This is a genomic window from Sphingopyxis chilensis, assembly GCF_035930445.1.
Taxonomy (GTDB): Bacteria; Pseudomonadota; Alphaproteobacteria; order Sphingomonadales; family Sphingomonadaceae; genus Sphingopyxis; species Sphingopyxis chilensis.
Map to the genome: position 1 here is coordinate 2,858,076 of NZ_CP142394.1, position 26,508 is coordinate 2,884,583.

Genomic DNA, 26,508 nt, shown 5'->3' on the forward strand with positions numbered 1-26,508 from the left:
CCCCCGCGGAAGCCTGTGTGCTGTTCCAATCCTTACGAAGCAATAACGGCGTAGAATTCTTGCGTTAAACCGGCACGTCGGCGCGCCGAGTCGTTGAACGGCGGTTTCAAACCGCCGCGAAAGCGCGATTTTACTAGGGCGTGCCACGTTTCGACGGCGTTGAATCCCATTTCATCGCACTTTTGCCGGAACCAGAGTGTGCCGGCGCTCACATGCCGGATTTCATCGTTGTAAATACGCGATAAAATCTTTGCGGAAACCGCATCGCCCACGCTGCGGAAGCGCTCGACCGTCGCGGGCGTGACGTCGAGGCCGCGCGCTTCGAGTACCATCGGCACGATCGCGAGGCGCGCAAGCGCATCGTCGGCGGTAACCTGCGCGGCTTCCCACAGCCCCGCGTGCGCCGGAAGCGCGCCATAGTGACTGCCAAGCTGGCGAAGGCGGCGGTCGAGCAACGCGAAATGCATCGCCTCGTCGGCGGCAACCCCGATCCAGTCGTCGACGAACGCGCGCGGGAATTCGCCGCCAAAGCGGCCGACCAGATCGACCGCGAGGTCGATCGCGACGAATTCGATGTGCGCGAGCGCATGGAGCAGCGCGATGCGGCCGCGTTCCGACCCGCCCTTGCCGCGCTTGGGCATCTGGTTCGGTGCGAGCAGTTCGGGTTCGGCGGGCCACTCCGGCCGCTCGGGCATCGGCGTATCGCAGCGATGTTCGATCTCGCCGCGCCGCCACGCCCGCGCCAAGCGGCGCGCCGCGCGGCGTTTGTCGTGCGGGTCCGGCGTCAGCAAGACCACGCGCGCGGCTTCGCCCAGGCTCGGCATCAGAGCGCCTTGGCGGCCTCCAGCACGGCGTCGGCATGCCCTTTCACGCGCACCTTGCGCCACTCTTTCGCGAGCTTGCCGTCAGGCCCAAACAGGAAGGTCGAACGTTCGATACCCATATAGGTGCGGCCGTAATTCTGCTTTTGGGTCCAAGTACCGAACGCCTCGCACACCGCGCCATCCTCGTCGGAGGCGAGCCGGACGGTCAGGCCATATTTGTCGCGGAACTTGCAGAGCTTTGCCGGCGCGTCGCGCGATACCGCCAGAACCTGCGCGCCCAGATGCGCGAATTCGGGCGCGAGGCGAGTGAAATCCTGCGCCTCGGTCGTGCAGCCGGGCGTATCGGCCTTGGGATAGAAATACACGACAAGCGGCGCCCCCTTCATCGCCGCAAGATCGATCGCCGCGCCGTCAGCGTCGAGAAGTTTCACGGCGGGAATGGCATCTCCGATTGCGAGGGTCATGTCTTGCTCTCCTGTTGCGCCGGGCGAATCAACGCCCACCAGTTCGCGATCTCCTGCCGCGCCATGTCGTGCGCGGCAAGCAGCTGCGGCCAGCCCGGCTCGCCACACGCTGCCGCGACGAGCCCCCGTGCCGCGACGGTCGCGGGTTCCCCGTCGGGGGCGGTGAGGCGCAGCATGACGAGCATGCGCGCGAGCAGGCGGTGCGCGTCGCAGACTTCGGCCGGCGCCAGGCCCGCCGCCTTCAGGCACGCCAGCGCCGCCGCGATATTCGGATCGTGGCACCGCCCGCTCGCGAGCTGCGTCACCTGCATCGCGAATTCGAGATCGACGAGCCCGCCCGGCCCGCTCTTGATATCGAGCGCGCCTTTCGCGGGCTTGTGCGCGGCGATCTTGTCGCGCATTTCGGCGGCATCGGCGGCCAGTTTCGCCGGATCGCGGGGGATCGCCAGCAGCTCGGCGATGATGCGCTCGACCTCCGCGCGCGCTTCGTTGGAACCATAGACCGGCCGCGCGCGAAGCAGCGCCATATGCTCCCACGTCCACGCCTCTTCGCGCTGGTAGCGCTCGAAACTGTCGACCGTCACGACGAGCGGGCCCTGTGCCCCCTGCGGCCGGAGACGCGTATCGACGTCGTAAAGCTTGCCCGCCGCGGTCGGCACCGACATCGCCGCGGTCACGCGCTGCGCGAGGCGGTTGTAATAGGTTGTAGCCCCCAGGGGACGCGGCCCGTCCGATTCGGCCAGATGATCGCCGGTGAACAGATAGATGAGGTCGAGGTCCGACGCATGCGTCAGCGCCCTGCCGCCGAGCCGGCCGAGCGCGAGCACGACAAGCTCGCTGCCGTCGATGCGGCCATGCGCGGCGACGAATTCGGCGACCGTCGCATCGGCGAGCACCTGCAGCGCGGCTTCGGCGAGTTCGGAATAGCCGCCCGCGATCGTAAGCGGGTCGTTCGCCCCCGCGATCAGTTGCACCCCATAAGCGAAACGCCGCTCGCCGACGCGGTCGCGCGCACGGTCGAGCAGCCGCTCATAGTCGAGGCCGGCCAGCCCCGGCGCCCATTCGGCGAGCAGCTCGGCCTTCGTCGCCGGCGCCTCGAACGCGCGCTTGTCGATCAGTCCCTCGATCAGTTCGACGCGCGCACCCAGCGCCTCGGCCAACGTCGGCGCGAGCGACAGGGTGCGCGTCGCGATCTTCGCAAGTTCGGGCTGCGCCGCGAGCAGGTGGAAAAAATTGATCGCGCTGGGCAGACCGCCGACGAGCTTGTCGAAGCGCAGCAGCGTGGCGTCGGGGTCGGGCGCTGCGCCGAGCGCTTTGACCAATTCGGGGAGCACCGTTTCGAGCGCACCCTGCGCCGCGGGACTACGCAGCGCGCGCTGTTTGCCACCGCGCCATTCTGCGATCGTGCGCAGCGCCGCATCGGGCGGGTCGAACCCCGCCGCCGCGAGTTCCGCCGCAAGGCCGCCCTCGTCGCGGGGAAGACCCGTCGTCGTCGCGCGTTCGGCGACGAGCCGGTCGTAACAGCTGCCGACGTCGGCGACGACGGGATCGAGCGCCGCGAGCAGCGCCGCGCCGTCAGCCTCGCCGTCGAGCCGCGCGACGCAGTCGAGTGCGGCGGCCTGCGTCGGCAGGCTGTGCGTCTGCTGGTCCTCGATCATCTGGAGCCGATGCTCGATGCGGCGGAGCGTGGCATAATGGCCCGACAGGCGCGCCGCGACTTGGGGTTCGACCCGTCCGGCCGCGGCTAGCGCGGCGAGCGCATCGACGGTCGCCGGCACGCGCAGCGACGGATCGCGGCCGCCGTAGATGAGCTGGTGGACCTGCGCGAAAAATTCGATCTCGCGGATGCCGCCGCGCCCGCGCTTCAAATCGAAACCCGGTCCGAACGCCTGCCCCTGCGCGAAATGGTCACGGATCCGGTCGCTCATCGCGCCGATTTCCTTGAGCTGGCGAAAATCGAGGCTGCGGCGCCATATGAAGGGCTGGATCGCCGCAAGGAAATTCTCGCCGAGCGCGCGGTCGCCCGCCGACGCGCGGCTGCGGATGAACGCCGCCTGCTCCCATGCGAGCGCTTCGGATTCATAATAGGAGATCGCGGCGCTTTCGGGGAGCACGATCGGCGTCACCTCCGGATGCGGACGAAGCCTGAGGTCGACGCGCAGCACATGCCCGTCGGCGGTGCGCGCCGACAGGATTTCGACCATCCGCCGCGCGATCCGCACCGCCGCCTCGTCCGGGTCGTCGCGCGAGCGCCGCGGCAGCGTTTCGGGATCGAAGATCAGGATCGGGTCGATGTCCGACGAATAGTTGAGTTCGTGGCTCCCGAGCTTCCCGAGCGCGATCACCACAAGGCCGCGCGGCGCCTCACCGGGCACGCGCTCGGCAAAGGCGGCGGCGAGCGCGGCATCGCACGCCGCATCGGCGAAGTCCGACAAGAGCCGCGTCGTCGTCCTGACATCATGCTCGCCCGACAGGTCGCCGAGCGCGAGCAGCAGCGCCGTCCGGCCGCGCCACCGGCGCAGTGTGCGCATGATATCGTCGTCGACCGGCGGCGGCGCAACGGCCGCGAGGGCGGCGTCGGTGCCCTCGCTCAAATAGCACGTCACATCGTCGGGATTAAGCTCGGCGAGCCGCGCTAGGAACGGCGCATGGGCTGTAAGCCGGTCGAGCGCCGACTGGCGGCTGGAAACGTCCATGATCGTCATGACCCCGCCTATCACCCGCGCCCATGAAGGTGGCAACCCCCACCCCGTCAATGACGAACGGATAGATTAGGCCGGAATCGTGCTTTCGTCGAAGAACAGCACTTGCGAGATCGCCGCGCGCAGCGTCGCGGGCTGATACGGCTTGGTGAGCAGGAAGGCCGGCTCGGGGCGGTCGCCGGTGAGCAGCCGTTCGGGAAAGGCGGTGATGAAGATGACCGGCACTTTAAGGTCGGTGAGGATTTCCTGCACCGCCTCGATCCCCGAGCTGTTGTCCGCGAGCTGGATGTCGGCGAGCACGAGGCCGGGCTGGTGCTTCTGCGCCTCGTCGACCGCCTCGCGGTGCGTCGTCGCGACGGCGACGACGTCATGGCCGAGGTCGCGGACAATCATTTCGATGTCCATCGCGATGATCGGCTCGTCCTCGATGATCAGGATGCGCGCGCGCGTCTGGCGGTCGATCTCGTCGGTCGCGTCGGCGATCAGCGAGCGCACCGCCTCGGCATCGCGGCCAATGATGCGCCCCGTGTCCTCGGCACTGAAACCTTCGACCGCAGTGAGCAGCAACGCCTGCCGCGCCAGCGAGGGAATGCGGCGGAGCCGCGCGTCGGCAATCGCGATATCGGTCAGCGTGTCGCTGTCGTTCGCCGCCGCCTGTTCGGCCATCAATCCGAAATTGTCGTGTACCATCCGGTACAGCTGGATGCGCAGGTCGGCGCCGGTATCGATCGCCCCGGGGTCGGCCACCAGCGTTTCGAGCAGCCGGGCGACCAGCGCATCGCCGTTCTGCTGGCTTCCGGAAACGGACCGGCCATAACGCCGCAGATAGGGAAGGTGCGGCGCAACCGACTGACCCAATGACATATTTTACCTCCTGATAGCCCTAAAAAACCGGGGTGGACGCGTCCGGAAAAGGGACAAGCCCCCATGCCTCCCCGCCACCATCCGATATATTTCAACCTTTGGGAACGATTTAGCCTTAAAATAGTTTCATGGCGAAGGAACAAACGCGCCATTGCTCTTTGGTGTATGCGCGGTTAGCAAAAGGCCCTATGTTCAGCGGATGCCTCGATAATGTCGTCTAAAGCCGGTTCGCCACGCAGCGAGGCCTCCGGTAAGCACGCGGATAAAAAACCCCCGGCCAAGGGACAGGACGTCAACGGCGCCCTGCGCCGCGCCTATGAATCGACGGTGGACGAGACGATTCCCCAATCCTTGCTGGACCTGCTGAGCAAACTCGACTGAGTCAGCGCTTGTAGCGCGCGTCGAAATCGCTCTGGAACGACGAGAAGCTGCCCGCGGCGATCGCGTCGCGCATTCGTTGCATCAGATCCTGATAGAAATGCAGATTATGCTGCGTCATCAGCATCGCGCCGAGCATCTCGCCCGAGCGGACGAGGTGATGCAGGTAGGCGCGCGACCATGTCGCGCACACGGGGCACCCACAGCCTGAATCGAGCGGCGCCTGATCCTCGGCGAATTTGGCATTGCGGATATTGATCGGGCCAGCCCAGGTGAACGCCTGCCCGTTGCGTCCCGATCGCGTCGGCAGCACGCAATCGAACATATCGACCCCGCGCGCGACGGCGCCGACCAGGTCGTCGGGTTTGCCCACGCCCATCAGGTAGCGGGGGCGATCGGCGGGAAGCTGCGCGGGCGCATAGTCGAGCACGCCGAACATCGCCTCCTGCCCCTCGCCGACCGCGAGCCCGCCGATCGCATAGCCGTCGAAGCCGATATCGGTCAGCGCCGCCGCCGAGCACGCACGCAATTTCTCGTCGAGCGACCCCTGCTGGATGCCGAACAAGGCCGAGCGCGCCGCATGTTCCTCGCCCGCATCGAAGCCGGCGCGGCTGCGCGCGGCCCAGCGCATCGAGCGTTCCATGCTCGCCTCGGCGCGCTTGGCATCGACGCCGTTCGGAGGGCATTCGTCGAACGCCATCACGATATCGCTGCCGAGCAGGCGCTGGATCTCCATCGAGCGTTCGGGGGTGAGCATGTGGCGCGAGCCGTCGAGGTGGCTCTTGAACGCGACCCCCTCCTCGCTCTGTTTGGTCAGCGCGGACAGGCTCATCACCTGATAGCCGCCACTGTCGGTCAGGATCGGCCGGTCCCAGCCCATGAATTTGTGAAGCCCGCCCAGCCGCGCCATGCGTTCGGCGGTGGGGCGCAGCATCAGGTGATAGGTGTTGCCAAGGATGATGTCGGCGCCGGTCGCGCGAACCTCTGCGGGGCGCATCGCCTTCACCGTCGCAGCGGTGCCGACGGGCATGAAGGCCGGCGTGCGAATCTCGCCGCGCCGCATGGCGATGACGCCGGTGCGCGCGGCGCCATCGGTCGCGGCGACCCGGAAAGCGAATCTGTCGGTCATGGCGCGCGCCTATGGCGAGCGCCGCGCCAAAAGTCGAGCGCCGCGGCTAGTCGCGTGCCTCTTCGCTCGACGGCTCTTCTTCGGCCGCCTTGGCCTTTTCCTTCGGCTTTTCCTTTTCGAAGATCTTGATCAGTTCCTTCTTGCGCGCATCCGAAAGTTCCTTTTCGGCGGCGGGGAACATCTCTTCCTCCTCCTCGTCGATATGGTGGAGATAGCGGTCCTTCATCGTGCGGAAGCGCGTCAGCCAGCCGGTCGAGGAAAAGTCCATCTCGTATAATTCGGTCAGGAAATCCTCGATTTCCTTATGCTCGGCGACGCTGTGCTGCGCTTCATCGCGCAGGTCGGGGTCGGCGAGCATCGTCGCATAGAGCGACATTTCCTCGGACGCCGCATGCGCGGTCACCTCGACGCGAAAGCTTTCGAACAGCGTGCGGCGGTCGTCGCTGTCGCCGTGCGTCGCGTCGATCCGGTCGAGAAGCTCGCGGTGGCGGTCGTGGTCGGCCTTCAGGCGCGCGAAGATTTTGGTTTCGGTCATGTCGGTCTCCGTCGGTTGGCGGTTCGGAGACAGAACGGGTCAGCGCGAGGCGGGTTCCGGCGTCACGCCTCTTTCCAGTCGTTCGTCGTCGTGAAGGTCGGCAGCGCGAGCGCGCTCGTCTGCTGCGCCGCCGCCGCGATCAGATAGGGGGAGACGCGGTGGCGCGTGCACAGCCCGCCATTGCCGTCGCTGACCATCGTCTGTTCGAATTCGACGCCCTGCTGGTGCTTCGCCGAGCGGCGGACCGTCGCGGTGACGAGCTGCCCTTCCCCGAAATCGATCACAAAGCGCGTGCCCACGGGCACGTCCAGGATCCCCTCGATAAAGGCGCCCGTCGTCGACAGGTTGCGGATGACGACGTTATAGCGATGATTGTCGTGGATCGCGCCGACCTTGCGGAACATCGAAAAACGGTCGTTGCGCTGGCGCGCCGGCCCCGTGGGCTTGATCGTCCACGATCCCCTCTCGGCATGTTCGATCAGGTCGGCCTGCGGCACCGGCTTGCTGTAGATATAGCCCTGGACGTGGCTGACGTTGAGCTTGCGGATCAGCTCGAGCTGGTCGAGCGATTCGATGCCCTCGGCGGTCGTTTCCATCTCGAGCGCCTCGGCGAGCGCGACGATCGCGGCGATGATCGCGGCGTTGCGCGACCCCGGTATCGTCGCGTCGCGAACGAAGCTCTGGTCGATCTTGATCTTGTCGAACGGCGCCGATTGCAGATAGCCGAGCGACGAATAGCCGGTGCCGAAATCGTCGAGCGCCAGGCGAACCCCGAGGTCCTTCAGCGCCTTGAACATCTGGTTCGTTTCGGCCGTGTCGCCCAGGAACACGCTTTCGGTGATTTCCAGTTCCAGCCGGTCGGGGGCGAGGCCCGTCACGTCGAGCGCCTGCGCGACGACCTTCGGCAGGTCAGGGTTGGCGAACTGGATCGGCGAGACGTTGACCGCGACACGCATGTCGCCCGGCCAGCCCGCGGCGTCCTCGCACGCCTTGCGAAGCACCCATTGGCCGAGCTTCCAGATCAGATTGGCTTCTTCGGCGATCGGGATGAACACTGCCGGCGAAATCACACCGCGCTCGCGGTGGGTCCAGCGGATCAGCGCCTCCACGCCCGTCACCATGTTCGATTTGGAATTGACGACCGGTTGATAGCAAAGCGTGATTTCACCGCGCGACAACGCGTCGCGCAGATCCTCTTCAAGCATCCGGCGGTGTTCGGCCGCCTGGTGCAAATCGCTCGAATAAAAGCTGAAGCGGCCGCGACCGTTGCCCTTTGCCGCATAGAGCGCCAGATCGGCGTTGCGGACAAGGTCGTCGCTGCTCTCGCCGTCGAAGGGGGCGATGGCGACGCCGACCGACGCCCCGATGATGCAGCGGCTGCCCTCGACCGAATAGGGCTGCGACAGGCTGGCGATAATGTCGGTCGCCATGTCGCCCAATTTGCCGCGATCCTCGATATCGGGCAGGATGATCTGAAATTCGTCGCCGCCGAGGCGGCTGACCATTTCGCGGTCGCCGACGATCTTGAGCAGCCGTTCGGCAACCTGTTTCAGCAAGGCATCGCCCGCCGGATGGCCGAGCGTGTCGTTGACCTGCTTGAACCGGTCGAGGTCGAGCAGCATGATCGCGCACGAGCGTTGCTGCTGCGCGAACGCGGCGAGCGTCGCGTCGAGCTTTTTCGAAATGTTGAAGCGGTTGGCGAGCCCGGTGAGCGAATCATAGAGCGCCAGCCGCGACGCGTCCTCGGCCGAGCGGCGTTGCTCGGTGATATCGGTGCCATTCCCCCGGTAACCGGTGAATTTGCCCGAACCGTCGAACTGCGGCCGACCTGAAATCGCCCACCAGCGGTCGTCACCCTCGAACGCGCTGCGCAGCGGCAGCTCGTGAAATTTCGACTGCTTGGTCAGCAGGAAGGGCAAGGTGCGCTGACGCTCGCCCTGGCTGTCGACGGGCAGGAACAGCTCGGTGAAGGCGGTGCCGAGCAGTTCGCCGGTCGTCCGGCCCATCAACCGCGCCACCGAATCGGTAATATATGTCAGGCGTCCCTTCGCGTCGGTCGACCAGAACCAACCCTGACCGCTTTCCTCGTAGTTCCGGAGCAGCAGCAGCGCGTCGTGGGTGTGCAGGTTCGCCGCGGCATCGCCGCGCTGTTTGCCGATGCGGGAGCCGAGCATCCCGAAAAAGCCGCGATGGGCTTCGTCGATATCTTCCTGTCCCCGGTCGCCGGATTCCATCCGCGATGGCACATCCATCCAACAAACTCTTTATCTGATCCCGCCACTTGTCCGGCCGCTATGCGCGGCAACAGATTGCGATAGTGTAAATATCCAAGGACTTGCTCCAATACGAAACATCGGGAGCGGGATCACTCCGCGCGGGCGCATCGCCACCCTCGTGACTTTCACTCATCCTGCCTCATTAACCTTCCCAAGAAGCCAAATGTTAATATGGGCCTCGCGATGGGTGCGCGCATGGCAATGACTGTATATCTGAACGAAGTTCCGCGAACGGCGGGCAAGGGCCGCGCGTCGCGGCGGCAGCTGCGGCTGCCGCTGCACGGATCGAAGGCGACGGGCGCCGAGATCGAGGCGCTGGTCCACAATATTTCGGCGACCGGCATGCTTGTCGAAAGCGCCGCGGCGCTGGAAATCGGCGAGGTGATCGAGGTCAACCTGCCGCACAGCGGCAAGACGGCGACCAAGGTCATCTGGACGAGCGGCCGCCTTGCCGGGTGCCAGTTCGAAATGCCGATCTCGTCCGCGACGCTCAGCGCCGCGCAGCTGCGGAGCGTGGTGGGGCCGGATGCCCATCCCCCTGAAGACCTGCCCGCCGCCACCACGGAAAGCTTCGGCGTCCGCCTGCAACGGCTGCGCACGGCGAAGGAATTGACCCAGGGACAGCTCGCGGTCCGGCTGGGAGTCAGCGAACCGTCGATCTCGGCGTGGGAGCTCGACAAGGCGCGCCCCAAGGCCGGCCGGATCGAGGCCCTGTCGGAGGCGCTCGGGGTCGAAATTTCCGAACTTCTAGGGTTCGACGAGGCAGAAAATCTGAACGAGCTGGTCGCCAAGGCCAAGGCGCAAATCGCCAAGGCGGCGGGCGTCGATCCCGACAAGATCAGGTTCACCATCGAGATCTAGAGCGAAAAAACTGGCGGAAATTGAAGCCATTTTCCGGCAAGCCATCAAACATTCCTTAACTCGCATCGCGTAGGGCACTCTCAGCAGAAGAGGGTGAAAGACGATGAAGAAGGTTCGGCTTTACAGCGCGATCGCATGTGTTTCGGTCGCCTTCACCAGCAGCGGCGCCATGGCCGCCGAAGCGGGCAAGGCGTCGTTCGACGTGCGCGTCACCGTTCCCGAATATTGCGAGATCAACGCCTCGACGGTGCTGACGTCGCAGGGCAACGGCTTCGCCAGCGGCACGGTCTTCGAAAGCTGCAACACGCAGGAGGGCTTTCAGGTCGTCGCGTCGCACCGCCCGCTCGAACAGAATGAGGCGGTCGCGTTCAACTATGCCGGCGAATTGACCTATCTTCGCGAGGATGGCTGGAGCCAGGTCGCCAACCGCACCGGCGCCAAATATGGTCTGCGGCCGATCAGCGTCCAGTATAGCGGCCTTTCGACGCCGCTGGCGATCAACCTGACGATCACCACGATCTGACGCGCCGCCGCGGCGGCAACCCTTACATCGGCGTGACGGTGACTGTGATCCGGTCGCGATAATTGCCCGCATGGAATGTCGGGTCCGGGTCGACGACGACCGAGACCGGATGGACATTGCCCGTCGAGCCGGTGTGGCGCGCCACCTGGATGCGATCGCCGCCGCTCCGCAGATTCATCGCGCGCCCCGACACCGTCATGCGATAAGGAATGACCTCGGGCCCGTCGATCCGGCGCAGCGCGCCCAGATTCTCCGACTGTAGATCCATCTGATATCCAGCGGTGCTGAGCACGCGGATGGCAAAGGGCGGCGACGTCGACGGCGCGTTCGGCGACAAGGTCCCCATCTCGACGCTCGCCGATCCGCGCGCGTTGCCCGCGCCGGCGAAACGGATACGCGCCACCGCCGGGATGTTGAGGCTGAGCTGGGTACGCTGGACGCCGAGCTCGGCCTGCCCGCTTCGCGGAAGCAGGAAGAATTCGAGCGCTTGGCCATAGCTTCCCGATTCAAAGCCCCAGCCCAGCTTCATGCGAACATCATAAGGGATCGACGTCTCACCCCCCGTCGGGATGACGATGTCGACCGCCGACCGGGCGCTCGATCGTGCCCCGTCCGCATCGCCGATCGCGACGGCGCCATTCGGCCCGAACAGTTCGAACTTCGGGAAACTCGGATCCGACGCGGCGATATCGCGGCCCACTGCAAGCCGCAGCTCGCATATCGTGTCGCCGTCGTTGCGCAATCGGACGAGGAAGCGCTCGTTCAACTGGCCATCCTCGAAGCTGCCCGCGGGCGTGAGCGCCACCGAATTGCCACCCGCGACGAAGCTCGGCACGCACTCCGCGTGCGCGGCGGTGGCAAAACTCGCCAGCGCCAGCGCGACCGGCGTTCCCATATATGCGCGCATCCATCCCACTCCTGTCATTTCGCCGCCGCCGACGTGATCGCGATGTCGCCAAGCTGGTACAGCGGCTGCGAGTCGGCTGGTACCTCGATCACATAGCTGCCCGCGGGCTCGGTCAACCGCACCTGATAGGTCTTGCCCGGCCGCAAGCCCATGATAGCAAATCGGCCCACCGAATTGGTAAAGAAAGGCTGGCTCGCAAAATCCTCATCGTCGGTCGACGAAATCGACCCCGCGACCAGCGACGCCGGCGTCCCGTCGATGCTGAGCACGCCATAGGCGGTCACATTGGCGTCGCTGCCCACGGTGATATTATAGCCGCTGCGATACGGGGGCTCGACGGTGTCGATACCGCTGCCGATGTCGTAGCCGGCAGGGCCGTTGATCAGATCATAGGTCACATTCTGCCTCGTATAGGATTGCAGGCGCGAACCCAGCGCGGGGCCGAGCGTTCCGCTGAGCGCGTCGAACCGCTTGTCCTGGATCGACCGGCCGAGCACGACCTGGCCCGGTTCCGCGGTTTCGTGCGGTTTGGCGATGACGAAACTGTCGTTGATCGGGCGCCCGATCGCCACGTCGCCGCCGGCGATGGCGATCGACGAGCCGAGCTGGAGGCGCGCCTGCTGGCGCTCGTCGATGTCGCCAAAGCCGGAACCACCCGTCGTCACCGAGCCGCGCGCATAGAAACGATTGCCGACATAATTGGCGATCGCATCGATCGAGGCGTCGTTCCGCGACCGGCGGACGCCGAGGTCGTAACCGAAGGATCCGACCCGATCCTCATAGCTGCGCGTCACAAAGGCGCGCGCGGTTTCGCGGCGGCTGTTGTAATTGGCCTCGGCGCGCGTGCGGCCGCCCAGCGGCACCGTGATGCCCAGCCGGACGCCGAAGCGGTTCTCGTTCAGCCCCTTGCCATATTCGACGCCCGCCGTGATGCGGAACCTTTGCGTGCGATGGATGACGTCGGCATAGACGCTATGGGTGCTGTTGAACCCCGGCCGGTGAAACCAGTTCGCACCCGTGACCAGCGTGGTCCGTTCGCTGAGGCTTTGTGAATAATTTGCGGTCACGTTCAGCGTTTCGAACCGGTCGCCGGCGATCGCGTCGGTCAGAGTCTGAAAGCGGTCGCTGCGATAATCGGCGCTGACCGACAATTGCCGCCCCTGCGTCCCCCTGCCGACCTGAAGGCTGTACGCGCCGCGCAGCGAATAGCCGAAATCATCGCCCGTGCTGATGGCACCGGAAAATTCGATGCGGCCCGGAATATTCCGCGGTGACACGACGACTTCGGCACCCGCGACCTGGATGTCCTCCGACAATTGCAGCGCGCCGCCGAGCAACAGGCGGTTGCTCATGCCGCGGCGATAATAGCCCGAAAAGGCTGGCAAACCGCCATATTTGGGTGAGGCTTCGAACGCCTTCGCGACAAAGCCGATGCCCGCGCTATATTCCTCTTCGCCCGATCCCAGGTCGACCGGATCGAAAAAGGGATCGAACGAGGCGAGCTGCCGCCGGCCAGTCACATCGGTGACGAACAACTGCGCGTTGCGGCCGCCATATTGGGAGGTCAGTTGCGACAGGTCATAGGGGCCCGCCGCCAGTTGCAAGGTCTGGACCTGCTGGCCGTCGATGATCACTTCGACCGTCGCGTCGCGATCGAGCAATATCTGCTGGCTGCCCAATTGCGCGACGGGACCGATGCCCGAAAACACCCGCCGGCCCTTTTCGACGGCGACGCCGCCGAGCAGCGCGCCCGACATCACGGGAATACCCGACAATTGCAGGTCGCCCGCGCTCCAGCGGCGCAGCTTGTCGATCTCGTCATAGACCGCGCGCGCCGAGCGGCGATAGAAACCGCCCTGCCCGCCCGTGATCGCCTTGTCATATCCGCCGTCGAATTCGACCACGACGCCCTTGAAGCGCGCGGCGCCGAATACCAGGACGCCCGGATCCTCGAACGTCTCGAAATCTTCGAGGCGAAAATCGCCGACGACGTTCAGATAGGCGCTGAAATCCTCGGGCTGCTGCGTCACCGGCACACGGCTCTCGGTAATCACCGGGCCCAGCGTCTGCACCGCAGCGAGATTGGCGTCGATCCGTTCGACCGCGACTTCGAGCAGCGACGGGTTATATCGGAGGATGATCCCCGCGGCTTCCAGCTCTTCGGGGGTCAGAAAGGCCGATCCGGTGAACGATGCGCTCAGCGTTTCGGCTCCGGAGGGCGTGAGATAAGGCGCGAGTCGTTCGAGCAGCGACGCGCGCTCGAAGCGTATCCGGCCGTCGGAGGTCACTTCGGCGAAGATATCGCCGCTCAGCTGCCCGTTGCGAACGAGCGGCAGCTGCAGCTGCGTCCAGCGCTGCGCCGCGGCTGCGGGAGGCGGAGGCGGCCCCTGATCCTGCATCGCAGCATAGGCATAGGGCGACTGAAGCGCCACCAACGCCAATGTGATGCGTGAACAATAGCGTATCAATTGAAGCCCCCCTGAACCTGCCCCGCGTCGCCCCCGACTAGTCCTCGAGCGTGACGCTGACGCCCTCCTCGCGCAGCGGTTCGTCGACCGGAACGAAGAAGATGCGCGCCCCACCGGGCGGCACCAGGCCAAAGCCGACCGCATCGCTCATCCGGCTCGGCGTGCGCGATTCGGAAAAGGGCGTGCCGTCCTCGCGCGTCGCGTTGATCGTCCACCCGGTGCGCCCGGCTGCGAAGTAACGCGTGCCGCGATTTTCGATGCGCACCTCGATCCCGCGTTCGGTGACGGTCTTCGGCTTCTGTTCCTCGACCGGCAGCCGCTCGTCGGGCGGGACCACCGTTTCGCGGACGAGCGCCTTGGCCGAGGTGACGACGGGCTCGGGCTTGGTGCCTTCGGGCACGACGTTGACGAGCACGTTGAAGCGCATCACGACCTGGATCCGCGAAACCGTCGAATCGAGTTCGACCGGGATCTGGCTGACCGCGGCATAATAGATTTCGGATTTGGCGAGTGGTTCGCTCGGCAGATACTGGATACGGAAAACCTGCTGCGCGTTCGGCCCGATCACAACCTGCGGCGGAAAGACGACGAATTTCTCGTCGGCCGGGGTGAGCGTCAATTCGCCCGCCTCGTTCACGTCGCCGCGGAACATCCGCAGCTCGACCGGCAGCGTGCGGTCTTCGGAGTTCGTGACCTCGATGCGCGCGGTCGAACCGCGACCCGCCGGGGTCATTTCGACCGTCATCGGCGTCACCCGGGCGGCCTCGGCGGGGCTGACGCTCACGGCCAAGGTTGCGGCGGCGAGCGCCAGCATCAAAGATTTGCGGAACAAGGCCAATCCCCCCCGGGTCGCTTGCAGAAACAATCGCTACAGACTGAAAGGGGGAGCCTTAAGCTCCCCCTTCCGCATCTGCTTAACGAATCCCGTCAGATCGTCGTCACGGTGACCGTGACGGTGTCCTGATATTCGCCCGCCAGCGGACGGGCATCGGTGTTTTCGTTGGCACGAACGCGCGCGCGCAGTTCGACCTGGCGATGGATCGCGCCGCGGATCGTGTTTTGGCCGGTCGAACCGTTGGCCGAATTATGCTCCGGGCCAGCGCCGCCGTTAAAATAGTTCAGCGCACGGACCGAATAGTTGATCGTGTCCTTGAAGCCGGCATCGTCGCCCGCCTGCACGGTGCGCGTCTGGTTCTTCAGCACGCCGAGGTCGGCGTCGATCAGCATGCGGTTGCTCTCGTTGCAGCTGACCCAGAACGGGCTGGTTTCGTCGGCCGACGTGTCATTGATGAGCAGCGCGCCCGAGCCTGCGGTCGTGTCGATCGACAGCGTACCGAGGTCGATGTCGCTGATGCCTTCCATCGTGCAGGTTTCGGCGACGTTGCCGTTGATGTCGAACGATTCGCTGTCCGAATCGGCAGCGAAAGCGGGCGTCGCGACGAGCATGGCGCCGAGCGAAGCGATCAGAAGCTTGTTCATGGGGTAATTCTCCAGGCGGTCGGATCCCGAACATCGCGATCCGCAAAGAAACAGGGGAAGGGCGGAGCCCTTCCCCTGCGATCAGGATCAGATCGTCGTGACGGTAACCGTCACGGTGTCCTTGTAGGTGCCGGCCAGCGGACGGGCATCGAGGTTGCCGAGGAACGTCACCGCAGCACCCATGTCGATCTTGCGATGGATCGCGCCGCGGCTCTGGTTCTGGAGCAGCGGGCCGAGGATGCTGTTGAACGACGGCTGCAGGAAGCCGTTGCGATAGTTCAGGGCAGCGACCGAATAGTTGATCGTGTCCTTGAAGCCGGCGTCATCGCCCGGCTGCAGGGTACGGGTCTGGTTCTTCAGCTTGCCGAGCGTCGGAACGATCGACATGCGGTTGCTTTCGTTGCAGCTCAGCCAGAATTCGCCGGCGTTGTCGGCCGACGCGCCATTCAGGAACAGCGCATTGCTGCCGGCGTTGGTGTTGATCGACAGCGTACCGAGTTCGATATCGCTGATGCCTTCCATCGTGCAGGTTTCAGCAACATTCGCATTGATGTCGAACGATTCCGAATCCGAGTCCGCAGCGAAAGCAGGCGTCGAAAGCATGGCCGACAGTGCGGCCACGGCAAAAAGCTTCTTCATGGTAATTCCCCTCATTCAGACTGGTCATGTCATCAGAAGCGAAAGGCGCCGGCGACGGCGCCCTGCTCGCTCCCCCAACCGCCGAGAAGGCTCTTCAGCCTGCGACTCGTCCCCTGCGGTTAACAACTAATTAAACTAGCTGCGCGGCAGCGCAACCGTTTATGATTGGTTAAAACATTAAAGATGCTCCGGATTTCCGGAACAGCCAGCCCGAACCTCGACCGTATGAAACAAGTTTAAAGTTTACATTCTTAGCGGAAGCGGTGAGAATATCGGGCAAAATAGCGCGATTATAAAAGCTTAGTGCCCTACGGTTTCACCGGGGCATCTCCAGGTCGCCTCGCGGGAGACGAACGCCGCGCCACCACCCCTCGATCTCGCGGAACCGCGCTTTTGACCGAACTGTATCGAAATCGAACAGTCGGAAAGCCAGTTATTGGCCCTCCTGAGCACGCACGGCGTCGAGAAAAAACATATTTTATAACATATGTTTATTGAAAGAGGGCGCGCCCGGATGAGCGGTGCGCGCCATTCGCGGTCCGACTCGCTCCCACACATCGCACGCAGGACCGCGCCGATTGCCGAGGAGCGCGATCAGGAGGGAATTTTCGCCATCGCGGCGTTGAACTATGCAATTAACTTATCATTTGGTCGCGATGGCCGCCGGCAACCCGCAAACATGCCTCGGCGCAGCGCAAGCTGCCGACTTGCGACAGCGAAAAGGGATGGAGGCCGTCTATGGGCCCGGTAGCAACAGGCTCGCATCGCCATAGCTGTAGAAGCGATAGCCGCCCTTGATCGCGTGGGCATAGGCCGCCTGCATCGTCTCCAATCCCATCAGCGCGCTGACCAGCATGAACAAGGTCGATCGCGGCAGGTGGAAGTTGGTCATCAGGCCGTCGATCGCCTTGAAGCGATAACCCGGCGTGATGAAGATGGCGGTATCGCCCGCGAAAGGCGCGATCGTGCCGTCGTCGTTCGCCGCGCTTTCGAGCAGGCGCAGGCTCGTTGTCCCGACCGCGATCACCCGGCCGCCAGCCGCGCGCACGGCGTTGAGCCGCGCGGCCGTGTCGGGTTCGATCCGTCCCCATTCGGCGTGCATGACATGGTCTTTGGTGTCGTCGGCCTTCACCGGCAGGAAGGTGCCCGCGCCGACGTGGAGCGTCAGCGTCTCGGTCGCGACTCCCGCCGCCGTCAGCGCATCCAGCAGCCCGGGCGTAAAGTGCAGCGCCGCGGTCGGCGCCGCGACCGCGCCGTCCTCGCGCGCGAACATCGTCTGATAGTCGCTGCGGTCATCGGCATCGGTCGCGCGCTTGCCCGCGATATAGGGGGGCAGCGGCATCGTGCCCGCGCGTTCGAGCAGCAGTTCGACGGGCTCGTCGCCGGCGAAGGCGAGAATGAAACTGCCGTCGGCCAGCCGCTCCTCGGCGACCGCCTCGACGCCTGCGCCGAAATCGACCGTCTCGCCGACGCGCAGCCGCTTGGCGTTGCGCACGAACGCCTGCCAGCGGCGCAGGTCGATACGCTTGTGGAGCGTGGCGCCGATTTTTGCCCCCGGCGCGCTCTGCGCGCCGTCCTCGTCACGGGCGCCGCGCCGTCCCTCGAGCTGCGCCGGGATGACGCGCGTATCGTTGAAGACGAGGCAGTCGCCAGGGCGAAGCCATTGCGGCAGGTCGCGCACGCCGGCATCGACGATTTCACCGCCATCGACCACCAGCATCCGCGCCGCATCGCGCGGCCGCGCGGGACGCAGCGCGATGCGCTCATTGGGAAGATCGAAATCGAAGGCGTCGACGCGCATGAGGGTTCGCGCGCCTCCCGGGGGTTACTGGCCGATGGGCGCGTTGAGCTCGTCGGCCGTCACGGTGGGCACCACGGTCGGCGCGGGCACGGTCTCGGTCAGCATCGATGCGGGCGGCACCGGCTTGTTGTCGGCGGCGACCGACACCTGGACCATGCGCGACATCACTTCGGGCGGCTCGCCCTTATGGATCGCGTCGATATATTGCATCCCCGACACGACGCGGCCGAAGGCAGTGTAGCGTCGGTCGAGCGAGAAGCGCGGCTGGAGCATGATGAAGAACTGGCTGTTCGCGCTGTCCTCGCTCTGCGCGCGCGCCATCGACAGGGTGCCGCGCAGGTGCGGGGTGGGGTTGAATTCGGCCTTGAGGTCGGGAAGCTGCGACCCGCCCTGCCCCGTCGCGGTCGGATCGCCCGTCTGCGCCATGAAGCCGTCGATGACGCGATGGAACTTGATCCCGTCGTAAAATCCCGCGCGCGCCAGTTGCTTGACGCGCTCGACATGGTTCGGCGCGACATTGGGATAGAGCTGGATCACCACCCGCCCGCCTGTCGAGAGGTCAAGGTTGAGCATATATTCGGGGACGCCCATATATTGGTCGGCCGGCATCGCCGGCACCGCGGGCGTCTCTGCCGCGGGCGTCGCGTCGGTCGCCTCCGCCGCTGGAGCGGGCGTTTCCACCGGTGCCGGCGTGTCCGCCGGCGGCACCGGCTGGCTGCTTTCGGGGTTCGGCGAGGGTGCGGACGGCACCTCCTGCGCGACGGCGACCGTCGCGAGACCGAACGCCATCGCCGTCAAAACCAAGGGGCGGAAGGAAGATTTCATGCTGGATCGGCCTCTGATAACTAAACAGGATTTGCGCCCCGACTGGCGCGCCCTAGCGGGAAAAAGCTGAACGCTCAATGATCGGTGTCAACGCTCGCCCTGAAGCAGCCCCCGCTCGGCGATGCGGCCGACCACCGCCTCGCGCACCGCGGGCGTCACGAATTTCCGGATGTCGCCGCCAAAGATCGCGATTTCCTTGACCAGCCGCGACGCGATCGGCTGCAACCCGACGTCGGCCATCAGGAACACCGTCTCGATGCGGTCGTTCAATTGCTGGTTCATCCCCGCCATCTGATATTCATATTCGAAGTCGGCGACCGCGCGCAGCCCGCGAACGATGACGGTCGCGCCCTCGCGCTCCGCAAAGTCCATCAACAGCGAGTTGAACCCGACGACGCGGATATCGCCCTCGATCGACGCGACTTCGGCCTTCACCATCGCGATCCGTTCGTCGTCGTCGAACATCGGCGATTTGGTGATGTTCGTCGTCACCCCGATGACCAGCCGGTCGACCAGCTTCGCGCCGCGACGGATGATGTCCATATGGCCGAGCGTGATCGGATCGAACGTGCCCGGATAAACCCCCACCCGCATCAACGGTCCCTTTCCACGACATAGCGCGCGATCGCGCGCAAAAGCGCCGCCTCTTCGCCAAAGCCGGCAAGATGCTGGATCGCCTGTTCGACGAGCAGCGTCGCCTGTTCGCGCGCGCGCTCCAGCCCCATCAGCGTCACGAACGTCGCCTTGCCCGCGGCGGCGTCCTTGTGCAGTGCCTTGCCCGCCAGCGCCTCGTCGCCTTCGACATCCATGATGTCGTCGGCGATCTGGAAGGCCAGCCCTATGTCGCGCGCATAGCCGCGCAAGGGGCGCCGCCCCTCGGGCGGGATGCGCGCCAGTATCGCACCCGCCTCGACCGAAAAGGCGATCAGCGCGCCGGTCTTGAGTTGCTGGAGCCGGGTCACCGTCGGCAGGTCGAAATCCGATGTTTCGGCGGCGAGATCCATCATCTGCCCGCCCGCCATGCCCGCCGGCCCCGCGGCGCGCGCAAGTTCGCAGCACAGCTCGCCGCGCACGAAGGGGTCGGCGCTGGTCGCCGGGTCGCACAGCCATTCGAAGGCGAGGGCATGGAGCGAATCGCCCGCGAGCACCGCGGTCGCCTCGTCGAACGCCTTGTGCACCGTCGGCTTGCCGCGGCGCATATCGTCATCGTCCATGCACGGCAAATCGTCGTGGATCAGCGAATAGACGTGCATCGCCTCGACCGCCGCGCCGACGCGCAGGGTCAGCGCGCGATCGACGTGGAACAGGTCGCCCGCGGCACGGACGAGCATCGGACGCAGCCGTTTCCCGCCGGCGATCGCGGCGTGGCGCATCGCTTCATAGAGCGGCCCGCGCGGATCGGCGGGCACCGCCAGCAACTGGTCGAACAGCCGGTCGATCCCCGCCACGACCTCGGCCTGGGTCGAAAGCAGCAATTGCGTCTCCCGCGAAAGCTGGTCGTCGGCAAGCGCCATCGCCGATCAGCCTTCGCCGAAGGGAGTGGTTCCCGCGGGACGACCGTCTGCCCCCAGACTGACCTGTTCGATCCGCGCCTGCGCCGCGGCGAGCCGCGCTTCGCAATGGCCGCGTAGCGCATGGCCGCGCTCGTAAAGCATCACCGATTCCTCGAGACTGACGTCGCCGCTTTCGAGCCGCCGCACGATCGTTTCAAGCTCGCCCATCGCGGCTTCGAACGACAGCGAGGCGATGTCGGGAGCGGCAGCGGGTTCGGGGGTATCCGTCATGTGCCCTGCTTTGGCCCCTTCGCCCCCTCGTGGTCAAGCTTGACGTGGTGATTTTGCCCTATAGCGTCGCGCCATGTTCATCGGCCATTTCGCCCCGGCGCTGGTCGTCGCGGCCCGCCCCAAGGCGGCGGGGCTCGGGACGCTGTTCGTCGCCGCCCAGCTCGTCGACATCGGCTTCGCCGTGCTGCTCGTCCCGGGGATCGAGGCGATGCGCATCGTCCCCGGCATCACCGCGATGAACCCGATGGACCTTCATCATATGCCCTATACGCACAGCCTGCTCGGCACGCTGGTCTGGGCGATACTGTTCGGCATCATCGTCTGGTTGGCAACGAAACGCAAAGCGGCGGCGATCGGCGCCGCGCTTGTCGTGGTGTCGCACTGGTTCATCGACCTTCCCGTCCATATTCCCGACCTGACGCTCTATGGTACGCCGCCGAAGCTGGGGTTCGGCCTCTGGAATCACCCGATGATCGCGATGCCGCTGGAAGGGCTGCTGATCGGCGGCGCCCTCCTCTATTATGCCCGCCTTACCGAGGCGCCGGGCGGCAACCGCCGGCTCTGGCTCCTCGCCGGGCTGCTCGTCCTCGTACAGGCGATCGACTGGTTCGGCCCGAAAGAGCCCGCCTATTCGCTCGCGGTCCCCGCAACGATGCTTTTCGCCTATGCGCTGCTCGCGGGAACCGCGGCATGGGCGGGCGCGAACAGGCGTCCTCGAATAGCCGGAGCAATCCCATGACGCTGCAATTCGCCGCAAGCTACGCCGCCACCGCGATCATTTTCGGCATCCTCGATGCGTTCTGGCTCCGGATGATGGTCGTGAAAATCTACCGCCCGGAAATCGGCGCGCTGTTGATGGACGGATGGCGCCCGGCCCCCGCGCTCATCTTCTACGCCCTCTATATTCTCGGCATCCAGATATTCGCGGTGGCGCCCGCGCTCACGGCGGGCAAGTGGCAGGTCGCGGCGCTGTGGGGCGCCCTGTTCGGCTTCTTTTGCTATATGACCTATGACCTCACCAATCATGCGACGATGAAGATCTGGTCGATCAAGGTCACCTTGCTCGACATCGCCTGGGGCACGCTCGCCACCGGCTTTGCAGCAGGCGCGGCGGCGCGGCTTGTGCTCGCCTGGGTGCCGCGCGGCGGCTGACCCGTTCGCTTCGCGCAATCACGCTTCGGTTTTTTGCAATTGCTGGCGCGCGCGTCGCCAGCCATGTTGCACCGCACAAGAAGAGAGGGGCTCGAAGGCAAGTTTTGTTCAACCGACAAGGACTTGCACCATGAAAAACTATATTCTCCCCGCCCTTGGCTTGCTCGCGCTGGCGCCGACCGCCGCGCTCGCCAAGGACGAACCGGTCAAGCGTTTCGAACATGAAGGCTCGACCTACAGCTATACCGTCACCAAGGTGGGCGACACTCGCGTGATCAACGGCGTCGAGGAACGCACCGGCAAGCCGTTCACGCTCCGCGTCGGCAGCCACCGCGTCCGCGGCACCGTCGGCTCGCAGCAGGTCAGCTTCACGCTCCGCGACGTCGAACCGCTCAATGTCGAGCCGACCACCCTCGCCTCGCGCTAAAATCCAGCTCCGACCGCAGACCCCATGATGTTTTCGCATCATGGGGTCTGTTCGTTTTACGCGCGCACGGCTAAAGGCGCGCCATGACTCAGACAGCACCCGCGCCCGCCTCCGTCATCACTCCCGAGATCGTCGCCGAACACGGCCTGTCTCCGGAAGAATATGAGCGCGTCCTCGCCGCGCTCGGGCGCGAACCGAACCTGGTCGAACTCGGCATCTTCTCGGTCATGTGGTCCGAGCATTGCAGCTATAAAAGCTCGCGTCTCCACCTCAAGAAACTGCCGACCGAAGCGCCGTGGGTGATCTGCGGCCCCGGCGAAAATGCCGGCGTCATCGACATCGGTGAAGGCGAAGGCGGCAAGAAGCTCGCCGCCATCTTCAAGATGGAGAGCCACAACCACCCCTCGTACATCGAACCCTATCAGGGCGCGGCGACCGGCGTCGGCGGCATCCTGCGCGACGTCTTCACCATGGGTGCGCGCCCGGTGGCGAACCTCAACGCGCTGCGCTTCGGCCGCCCCGACCATCCGAAGATGAAGCACCTCATCTCGGGCGTCGTCCACGGCATCGGCGGCTATGGCAATTGCGTCGGCGTCCCCACGGTCGGCGGCGAGGTCAATTTCCACAAGGCCTATGACGGCAACATCCTCGTCAACGCGATGACCGTCGGCGTCGCCGAACAGGACAAGATCTTCTATTCGGCCGCATCGGGCGTCGGCAATCCGATCGTCTATGTCGGCTCGAAAACCGGCCGCGACGGCATCCATGGCGCGACGATGGCGAGCGCGGACTTCGGCGAGGATGCCGAGGAAAAGCGCCCGACGGTGCAGGTCGGCGACCCCTTCACCGAAAAATTGCTGATCGAGGCGTGCCTCGAACTGATGGCGTCGGACGCGATCGTCGCGATTCAGGATATGGGTGCCGCGGGCCTCACTTCCTCGTCGGTCGAAATGGCGTCGAAGGGCGGCGTCGGGCTCCACCTCAAGATGGACGATGTGCCGCAGCGCGAAACCGGCATGACCGCCTATGAAATGATGCTGTCCGAATCGCAGGAACGCATGCTGATGGTGCTGAAGCCCGGCCGCGAGGATTTCGCCGCCGCGATCTTCCACAAATGGGAACTCGACTTTGCGGTCATCGGCACCGTCACCGACACCGGCCGCATGGTGCTGGAGCATCATGGCGAGATCGTCTGCGACATCCCGCTCGCCCCGCTCGCCGACGACGCGCCGCTTTATGACCGCCCGCACGTCGCGACCCCGAAGCAGGCGCCGCTGGCCAACGTCCCCGAAACGACCGACGTCGCCGCCGACCTCAAGACGCTGATGGGCACCCCCGACATCGCATCGCGCCGCTGGATCTGGGAACAATATGACAGCCAGGTCGGCGCCGACACGGTGCAGACCGGCGGCGACGCCGCGCTCGTCCGCATCCACGGCACCAACCGCGCGCTCGCGATGTCGACCGACTGCACCCCGCGCTATTGCTACGCCGACCCTGTCGAGGGCGGCAAGCAGGCGGTCGCCGAAACCTGGCGCAACATCAGCGCGGTCGGCGCGACGCCGCTCGCGATCACCAACTGCCTCAATTTCGCCAACCCGCAGCGCCCGGAGATCATGGGGCAGATCACCGGCTGTCTCGACGGCATGGCGCAGGCGTGTATCGCGCTCGACTATCCGATCGTCTCGGGCAACGTCAGCCTCTATAACGAGAGCAAGGCGACCGGCGGCGGCAGCGCAATCCTGCCGACTCCCGCCATCGGCGGCGTCGGCGTGATCGAGGACCTGAACAAGGCGGTCGGCATCGGCTTCAAGCGCACCGGCGACATCGTGCTCGCGGTCGGCGAACGCGCCGGGCATTTGGGCCAGTCGGTGTGGCTGCGCGAAATCCACGGACGCGAGGAAGGCCCGCCCCCCGAAGTGAACCTCCGCTGCGAAAAGCGCACCGGCGACTTCATCCGCGGCGCGATCAACGCCGGCTGGATCACCGCCTGCCACGATGTGTCCGACGGCGGCATGGCGGTGACGCTCGCCGAAATGGCATTGAAGTCGAACATCGGCGTGCTCGTCAGCGAAGAACAGCCGTTCGGTATTGCCGAGAGCTTCTTCGGCGAAGATCAGGGCCTCTATCTCGTCACCGTCTGCGACACCTGCCTCGCCGACTTCCTCGACGCCGCGGGCCGCGCCGACGTGCCGGTCGATCCGGTGGGCCGCACGATCAAGGACCGCATCGTCTTCGAACTCGAGGGCAGCGACCATCAGGTGACGCTGGCGGAACTTCGCGAGGCGCATGAGGGCTTCTTCCCGAACCTGATGGGCGCCGACGCGGCGCTTGCCTAACCATCCGTCATTGCGAGCGTAGCGAAGCAATCCAGAGCGGCTTGTCACGCCCTGGATTGCTTCGCTACGCTCGCAATGGCGAAGTGTTTTGGCACGGAGGTGACGCGCATATGAGCATCTATGTCGGAGTCGGCGGCTGGACCTACGAACCGTGGCGCGGCCCCTTCTACCCCGCTGGCCTCGCGCAAAAGCGCGAGCTCGAATATGCCGGCCAGTATCTGAGCGGGATCGAGATCAACGGCACCTATTATGGCAGCCAGAAGCCCGAAACCTTCGCCAATTGGGCCGCGTCGGTTCCGGACGGCTTCCAGTTCAGCGTCAAGGCGTCACGCTTCACGACGAACCGCAAGGTGCTGGCCGAAGGCGCGGCATCGATCGAGAAATTCCTGACGCAGGGCATCACGCGGCTCGGCGACCGGCTCGGACCGATCTACTGGCAGTTCATGGCTACGAAGAAATTCGTGCCTGACGATTTCGCAGGCTTCCTCGACCTGCTGCCCGATGCGCAGGACGGCCTGCCGTTGCGCCATGCGATCGAGGTACGGCACGAAAGCTTCCGCGACCCGGCGTTCATCGACATGCTGCGCGAGCGCAACATGGCGGTCGTCTTCGCCGACAGCGACGAATTTCCGTGCATCGACGAACAGACCGCCGACTTCACCTATGCGCGATTGCAGCGCAGCCAGGAAGACATCGCAACGGGATATGACGCAAAGGCGCTCGACGCTTGGGCCAAGCGCGCCAAGGACTGGGCAGAGGGCGATCGCGACGTCTATATCTTCTTCATATCCGGCGCGAAAGTCCGCAACCCCGCAGCGGCACAGGCGCTGATCGCGAAGCTAAGATAGATCCTCCCCTTCGCGAAGCGATGGGGAGGGGGACCGCGCCCGAAGGGCGTGGTGGAGGGGTCAAGCGTGCCGCCAAGCAACAACGCCTATAAAAATGCCCGACGGCTCCGCCGCAAGATGTCGCTACCCGAAGTGCTGTTGTGGCAAATCCTGAGAAAACAGCCGGGCTATGTCAAATTCCGGCGCCAGCATCCGATCGGCCGATATGTGCTCGATTTCTATGTGTTCGAATTGAAGCTGGCGATCGAGATCGATGGCCTCGCCCATGATATGGGGGACAGAGCCGAACGCGATGAGGCGAGATATCAGTGGCTCGAATCGCAAGGAATACGGGTGCTTCGGATCGCCGCGAAGGACGTACTCGCCGACCCAGCCGCTGTCGCAGACAGCATCGTCAGGCTCTGTACCGAGAGCTAGAACCCCTCCACCACCGCTTCGCGGCGGTCCCCCTCCCCAACGCTTCGCGATGGGGAGGATCTGGATCACGCCATCGCCGCTTTTGCCGCGAGGAAGTTATACGGATCGATCCCGCGGCTCCGATACGCGCGGTGCGCTTCTTCATAGAGCGTCGGCTTGCCGATCCCCAGCCGCGCACGCGCGGCTTCGAGCGGTTCGGCGAGCAGCGCGCGGATATCCTGCTCGATGATCGCCTTGGCCGCCTTGCCGTTACGCTGGCCCTGACGGATCGCGCCGAACACCGGGGCGTCGGCCTTCACGCCGCGCTTCACTTCATAACCGCCGGCATAGGCGATGAAGAAATTGCCGTAATTGCCCGTCTGGCCATAGGTAAAGCCGAGCACGCACTGTTCGCCCAGCGCGTCGCGGCCATAGCCGGTCAGGATGTGGAACAGGTCGTGCGTGTCGCGCAGGCGGTTCGAATACCATTGCACCTGGTCGTCGAACTTGGGGCGGCCCATCTTGTCGGCTTCGGCGACGAGGCCCGCCGCCGACAGGCCTTCGCGGCGCATGAAGGTGACATAGGCGTGGCCGACGCTGCCTTCGGGCAGCTGGTCGATCCACGCATGATCGTCGAGCAGGTCGGGCAGATAGGGCTCGCTCGCCATCAGCCGCCGGCCCTTTTCGCTTTCGACGAAGGCGCGGGCGTCGGCCATGAAGCCTTTGCGCGGCAGATTCTCGAAGATGTGGAACACCTGCTCGGTATCCTCCTTGTCCGCGATCAGCTTGCGGAAGTGCTGAAGCGCCTTGAAGGGGCGGAACTTCTGCGGCTGGCGGTCGGGGTGGGAGAAGATGGTGGGGATCATGGCGGCTCTCGCTCGAATCAG

27 protein-coding genes are annotated in these 26,508 nt (G+C 65.1%); 9 read left to right on the forward strand and 18 right to left on the reverse strand.

From position 1 onward, the window contains the following. Positions 1-32: 32 nt before the first annotated feature. The 4 genes from VSX79_RS13265 to VSX79_RS13280 all read right to left on the reverse strand — a co-directional run bounded on the left by VSX79_RS13265 (position 33) and on the right by VSX79_RS13280 (position 4,854). Positions 33-824, reverse strand: a complete 792-nt coding sequence (locus VSX79_RS13265; protein ID WP_326913584.1) for a ferritin-like domain-containing protein — start codon at positions 822-824, stop codon at positions 33-35. Further along, the gene (locus VSX79_RS13270; protein WP_179494687.1) at positions 824-1,288 is read right to left on the reverse strand and encodes a peroxiredoxin; all 465 of its coding nucleotides are present in this window, start codon (positions 1,286-1,288) and stop codon (positions 824-826) included. Before VSX79_RS13270 ends, VSX79_RS13265 begins: the two co-directional genes overlap by 1 nt. Continuing rightward, positions 1,285-3,993 (reverse strand): bifunctional [glutamine synthetase] adenylyltransferase/[glutamine synthetase]-adenylyl-L-tyrosine phosphorylase, encoded by a 2,709-nt coding sequence (locus tag VSX79_RS13275; protein WP_326913585.1) that lies wholly within the window; start codon positions 3,991-3,993, stop codon positions 1,285-1,287. Before VSX79_RS13275 ends, VSX79_RS13270 begins: the two co-directional genes overlap by 4 nt. Before the next feature lie 66 nt (positions 3,994-4,059). After that, positions 4,060-4,854 carry a response regulator gene (locus VSX79_RS13280; protein ID WP_179494683.1) on the reverse strand — a complete coding sequence of 265 codons (795 nt, stop codon included), beginning with the start codon at positions 4,852-4,854 and terminating at the stop codon, positions 4,060-4,062. A gap of 210 nt (positions 4,855-5,064) precedes the next feature. Between VSX79_RS13280 and VSX79_RS13285 the strand changes: the two genes are divergently transcribed. Continuing rightward, positions 5,065-5,235 (forward strand): NepR family anti-sigma factor, encoded by a 171-nt coding sequence (locus tag VSX79_RS13285; protein WP_179494681.1) that lies wholly within the window; start codon positions 5,065-5,067, stop codon positions 5,233-5,235. 1 nt (position 5,236) lies between these two features. Here VSX79_RS13285 and tgt read toward each other — a convergent pair whose 3' ends face one another. The 3 genes from tgt to VSX79_RS13300 form a co-directional block, all read right to left on the reverse strand. Continuing rightward, positions 5,237-6,361 (reverse strand): tRNA guanosine(34) transglycosylase Tgt, encoded by a 1,125-nt coding sequence (gene tgt, locus VSX79_RS13290; RefSeq protein WP_326913586.1) that lies wholly within the window; start codon positions 6,359-6,361, stop codon positions 5,237-5,239. Between the two features lie 46 nt (positions 6,362-6,407). Further along, on the reverse strand, positions 6,408-6,896 hold the full coding sequence (locus tag VSX79_RS13295; protein WP_179494677.1) for a hemerythrin domain-containing protein: 489 nt from the start codon (positions 6,894-6,896) through the stop codon (positions 6,408-6,410). A 62-nt stretch (positions 6,897-6,958) separates the two neighbouring features. Continuing rightward, positions 6,959-9,148 (reverse strand): EAL domain-containing protein, encoded by a 2,190-nt coding sequence (locus VSX79_RS13300; RefSeq protein WP_179494675.1) that lies wholly within the window; start codon positions 9,146-9,148, stop codon positions 6,959-6,961. Positions 9,149-9,367: 219 nt separating this feature from the next. On the opposite strand from VSX79_RS13300, the gene VSX79_RS13305 reads away from it, so the two are divergent. Together VSX79_RS13305 and VSX79_RS13310 are read left to right on the forward strand one after the other, a co-directional pair. Continuing rightward, complete coding sequence (locus VSX79_RS13305; RefSeq protein ID WP_179494673.1) at positions 9,368-10,033, forward strand: helix-turn-helix domain-containing protein; 666 nt, start codon at positions 9,368-9,370, stop codon at positions 10,031-10,033. A 103-nt stretch (positions 10,034-10,136) separates the two neighbouring features. Continuing rightward, on the forward strand, positions 10,137-10,556 hold the full coding sequence (locus VSX79_RS13310; protein ID WP_179494671.1) for a hypothetical protein: 420 nt from the start codon (positions 10,137-10,139) through the stop codon (positions 10,554-10,556). A 22-nt stretch (positions 10,557-10,578) separates the two neighbouring features. On the opposite strand, the gene VSX79_RS13315 is transcribed toward VSX79_RS13310, so the two are convergent. The 10 genes from VSX79_RS13315 to VSX79_RS13360 form a co-directional block, all read right to left on the reverse strand. Beyond that, a complete protein-coding gene (locus tag VSX79_RS13315) occupies positions 10,579-11,463 on the reverse strand; it encodes a hypothetical protein (protein ID WP_179494669.1) in 885 nt (294 codons plus the stop codon). 14 nt (positions 11,464-11,477) lie between these two features. Continuing rightward, positions 11,478-13,931: a fimbria/pilus outer membrane usher protein gene (locus VSX79_RS13320; RefSeq protein ID WP_179494666.1), complete on the reverse strand. Its 2,454-nt coding sequence runs from the start codon at positions 13,929-13,931 to the stop codon at positions 11,478-11,480. Between the two features lie 37 nt (positions 13,932-13,968). Then, complete coding sequence (locus VSX79_RS13325) at positions 13,969-14,763, reverse strand: fimbria/pilus periplasmic chaperone (protein ID WP_179494664.1); 795 nt, start codon at positions 14,761-14,763, stop codon at positions 13,969-13,971. Positions 14,764-14,858: 95 nt separating this feature from the next. Then, positions 14,859-15,410 (reverse strand): spore coat protein U domain-containing protein, encoded by a 552-nt coding sequence (locus VSX79_RS13330; RefSeq protein ID WP_179494662.1) that lies wholly within the window; start codon positions 15,408-15,410, stop codon positions 14,859-14,861. Between the two features lie 87 nt (positions 15,411-15,497). Beyond that, positions 15,498-16,049, reverse strand: a complete 552-nt coding sequence (locus VSX79_RS13335) for a spore coat protein U domain-containing protein (protein WP_179494660.1) — start codon at positions 16,047-16,049, stop codon at positions 15,498-15,500. A 736-nt stretch (positions 16,050-16,785) separates the two neighbouring features. Beyond that, positions 16,786-17,850 (reverse strand): tRNA preQ1(34) S-adenosylmethionine ribosyltransferase-isomerase QueA, encoded by a 1,065-nt coding sequence (queA, locus tag VSX79_RS13340; protein WP_326913587.1) that lies wholly within the window; start codon positions 17,848-17,850, stop codon positions 16,786-16,788. Positions 17,851-17,874: 24 nt separating this feature from the next. Then, positions 17,875-18,675, reverse strand: a complete 801-nt coding sequence (locus tag VSX79_RS13345; RefSeq protein ID WP_326913588.1) for a peptidylprolyl isomerase — start codon at positions 18,673-18,675, stop codon at positions 17,875-17,877. Positions 18,676-18,762: 87 nt separating this feature from the next. Continuing rightward, the gene (coaD, locus tag VSX79_RS13350) at positions 18,763-19,269 is read right to left on the reverse strand and encodes a pantetheine-phosphate adenylyltransferase (RefSeq protein ID WP_179494656.1); all 507 of its coding nucleotides are present in this window, start codon (positions 19,267-19,269) and stop codon (positions 18,763-18,765) included. Further along, the gene (locus tag VSX79_RS13355) at positions 19,269-20,189 is read right to left on the reverse strand and encodes a polyprenyl synthetase family protein (RefSeq protein WP_326913589.1); all 921 of its coding nucleotides are present in this window, start codon (positions 20,187-20,189) and stop codon (positions 19,269-19,271) included. Before VSX79_RS13355 ends, coaD begins: the two co-directional genes overlap by 1 nt. 6 nt (positions 20,190-20,195) lie before the next feature. Beyond that, positions 20,196-20,459 (reverse strand): exodeoxyribonuclease VII small subunit, encoded by a 264-nt coding sequence (locus tag VSX79_RS13360; protein ID WP_179494652.1) that lies wholly within the window; start codon positions 20,457-20,459, stop codon positions 20,196-20,198. A gap of 73 nt (positions 20,460-20,532) precedes the next feature. Between VSX79_RS13360 and VSX79_RS13365 the strand changes: the two genes are divergently transcribed. The 6 genes from VSX79_RS13365 to VSX79_RS13390 all read left to right on the forward strand — a co-directional run bounded on the left by VSX79_RS13365 (position 20,533) and on the right by VSX79_RS13390 (position 25,642). Further along, the gene (locus VSX79_RS13365) at positions 20,533-21,198 is read left to right on the forward strand and encodes a metal-dependent hydrolase (RefSeq protein WP_326913590.1); all 666 of its coding nucleotides are present in this window, start codon (positions 20,533-20,535) and stop codon (positions 21,196-21,198) included. Further along, complete coding sequence (locus VSX79_RS13370) at positions 21,195-21,611, forward strand: DUF2177 family protein (RefSeq protein WP_326913591.1); 417 nt, start codon at positions 21,195-21,197, stop codon at positions 21,609-21,611. Before VSX79_RS13365 ends, VSX79_RS13370 begins: the two co-directional genes overlap by 4 nt. A 130-nt stretch (positions 21,612-21,741) precedes the next feature. After that, positions 21,742-22,038 (forward strand): hypothetical protein, encoded by a 297-nt coding sequence (locus VSX79_RS13375; protein ID WP_179494646.1) that lies wholly within the window; start codon positions 21,742-21,744, stop codon positions 22,036-22,038. Between the two features lie 83 nt (positions 22,039-22,121). Continuing rightward, complete coding sequence (gene purL, locus VSX79_RS13380; RefSeq protein ID WP_326913592.1) at positions 22,122-24,377, forward strand: phosphoribosylformylglycinamidine synthase subunit PurL; 2,256 nt, start codon at positions 22,122-22,124, stop codon at positions 24,375-24,377. Between the two features lie 110 nt (positions 24,378-24,487). After that, entirely contained in the window at positions 24,488-25,225 is a 738-nt protein-coding gene (locus VSX79_RS13385) for a DUF72 domain-containing protein (protein ID WP_326913593.1), read from the forward strand. Between the two features lie 66 nt (positions 25,226-25,291). Then, positions 25,292-25,642 carry an endonuclease domain-containing protein gene (locus tag VSX79_RS13390; RefSeq protein ID WP_326913594.1) on the forward strand — a complete coding sequence of 117 codons (351 nt, stop codon included), beginning with the start codon at positions 25,292-25,294 and terminating at the stop codon, positions 25,640-25,642. A 65-nt stretch (positions 25,643-25,707) separates the two neighbouring features. Here the strand turns inward: VSX79_RS13390 and VSX79_RS13395 are convergent, their stop codons facing one another. After that, the gene (locus VSX79_RS13395) at positions 25,708-26,487 is read right to left on the reverse strand and encodes a Coq4 family protein (RefSeq protein ID WP_179494638.1); all 780 of its coding nucleotides are present in this window, start codon (positions 26,485-26,487) and stop codon (positions 25,708-25,710) included. Between the last annotated feature and the right edge of the window lie 21 nt (positions 26,488-26,508).

Bases quoted from the DNA above. Each gene is read 5' to 3' on its own strand.
- VSX79_RS13265 (WP_326913584.1), bottom strand. From the start codon at position 824: ATGCCGAGCCTGGGCGAAGCCGCGCGCGTGGTCTTGCTGACGCCGGAC.
- VSX79_RS13270 (WP_179494687.1), bottom strand. From the start codon at position 1,288: ATGACCCTCGCAATCGGAGATGCCATTCCCGCCGTGAAACTTCTCGAC.
- VSX79_RS13275 (WP_326913585.1), bottom strand. From the start codon at position 3,993: ATGACGATCATGGACGTTTCCAGCCGCCAGTCGGCGCTCGACCGGCTT.
- VSX79_RS13280 (WP_179494683.1), bottom strand. From the start codon at position 4,854: ATGTCATTGGGTCAGTCGGTTGCGCCGCACCTTCCCTATCTGCGGCGT.
- VSX79_RS13285 (WP_179494681.1), top strand. From the start codon at position 5,065: ATGTCGTCTAAAGCCGGTTCGCCACGCAGCGAGGCCTCCGGTAAGCAC.
- tgt (WP_326913586.1), bottom strand. From the start codon at position 6,361: ATGACCGACAGATTCGCTTTCCGGGTCGCCGCGACCGATGGCGCCGCG.
- VSX79_RS13295 (WP_179494677.1), bottom strand. From the start codon at position 6,896: ATGACCGAAACCAAAATCTTCGCGCGCCTGAAGGCCGACCACGACCGC.
- VSX79_RS13300 (WP_179494675.1), bottom strand. From the start codon at position 9,148: ATGGATGTGCCATCGCGGATGGAATCCGGCGACCGGGGACAGGAAGAT.
- VSX79_RS13305 (WP_179494673.1), top strand. From the start codon at position 9,368: ATGGCAATGACTGTATATCTGAACGAAGTTCCGCGAACGGCGGGCAAG.
- VSX79_RS13310 (WP_179494671.1), top strand. From the start codon at position 10,137: ATGAAGAAGGTTCGGCTTTACAGCGCGATCGCATGTGTTTCGGTCGCC.
- VSX79_RS13315 (WP_179494669.1), bottom strand. From the start codon at position 11,463: ATGCGCGCATATATGGGAACGCCGGTCGCGCTGGCGCTGGCGAGTTTT.
- VSX79_RS13330 (WP_179494662.1), bottom strand. From the start codon at position 15,410: ATGAACAAGCTTCTGATCGCTTCGCTCGGCGCCATGCTCGTCGCGACG.
- VSX79_RS13335 (WP_179494660.1), bottom strand. From the start codon at position 16,049: ATGAAGAAGCTTTTTGCCGTGGCCGCACTGTCGGCCATGCTTTCGACG.
- queA (WP_326913587.1), bottom strand. From the start codon at position 17,850: ATGCGCGTCGACGCCTTCGATTTCGATCTTCCCAATGAGCGCATCGCG.
- VSX79_RS13345 (WP_326913588.1), bottom strand. From the start codon at position 18,675: ATGAAATCTTCCTTCCGCCCCTTGGTTTTGACGGCGATGGCGTTCGGT.
- coaD (WP_179494656.1), bottom strand. From the start codon at position 19,269: ATGCGGGTGGGGGTTTATCCGGGCACGTTCGATCCGATCACGCTCGGC.
- VSX79_RS13355 (WP_326913589.1), bottom strand. From the start codon at position 20,189: ATGGCGCTTGCCGACGACCAGCTTTCGCGGGAGACGCAATTGCTGCTT.
- VSX79_RS13360 (WP_179494652.1), bottom strand. From the start codon at position 20,459: ATGACGGATACCCCCGAACCCGCTGCCGCTCCCGACATCGCCTCGCTG.
- VSX79_RS13365 (WP_326913590.1), top strand. From the start codon at position 20,533: ATGTTCATCGGCCATTTCGCCCCGGCGCTGGTCGTCGCGGCCCGCCCC.
- VSX79_RS13370 (WP_326913591.1), top strand. From the start codon at position 21,195: ATGACGCTGCAATTCGCCGCAAGCTACGCCGCCACCGCGATCATTTTC.
- VSX79_RS13375 (WP_179494646.1), top strand. From the start codon at position 21,742: ATGAAAAACTATATTCTCCCCGCCCTTGGCTTGCTCGCGCTGGCGCCG.
- purL (WP_326913592.1), top strand. From the start codon at position 22,122: ATGACTCAGACAGCACCCGCGCCCGCCTCCGTCATCACTCCCGAGATC.
- VSX79_RS13385 (WP_326913593.1), top strand. From the start codon at position 24,488: ATGAGCATCTATGTCGGAGTCGGCGGCTGGACCTACGAACCGTGGCGC.
- VSX79_RS13395 (WP_179494638.1), bottom strand. From the start codon at position 26,487: ATGATCCCCACCATCTTCTCCCACCCCGACCGCCAGCCGCAGAAGTTC.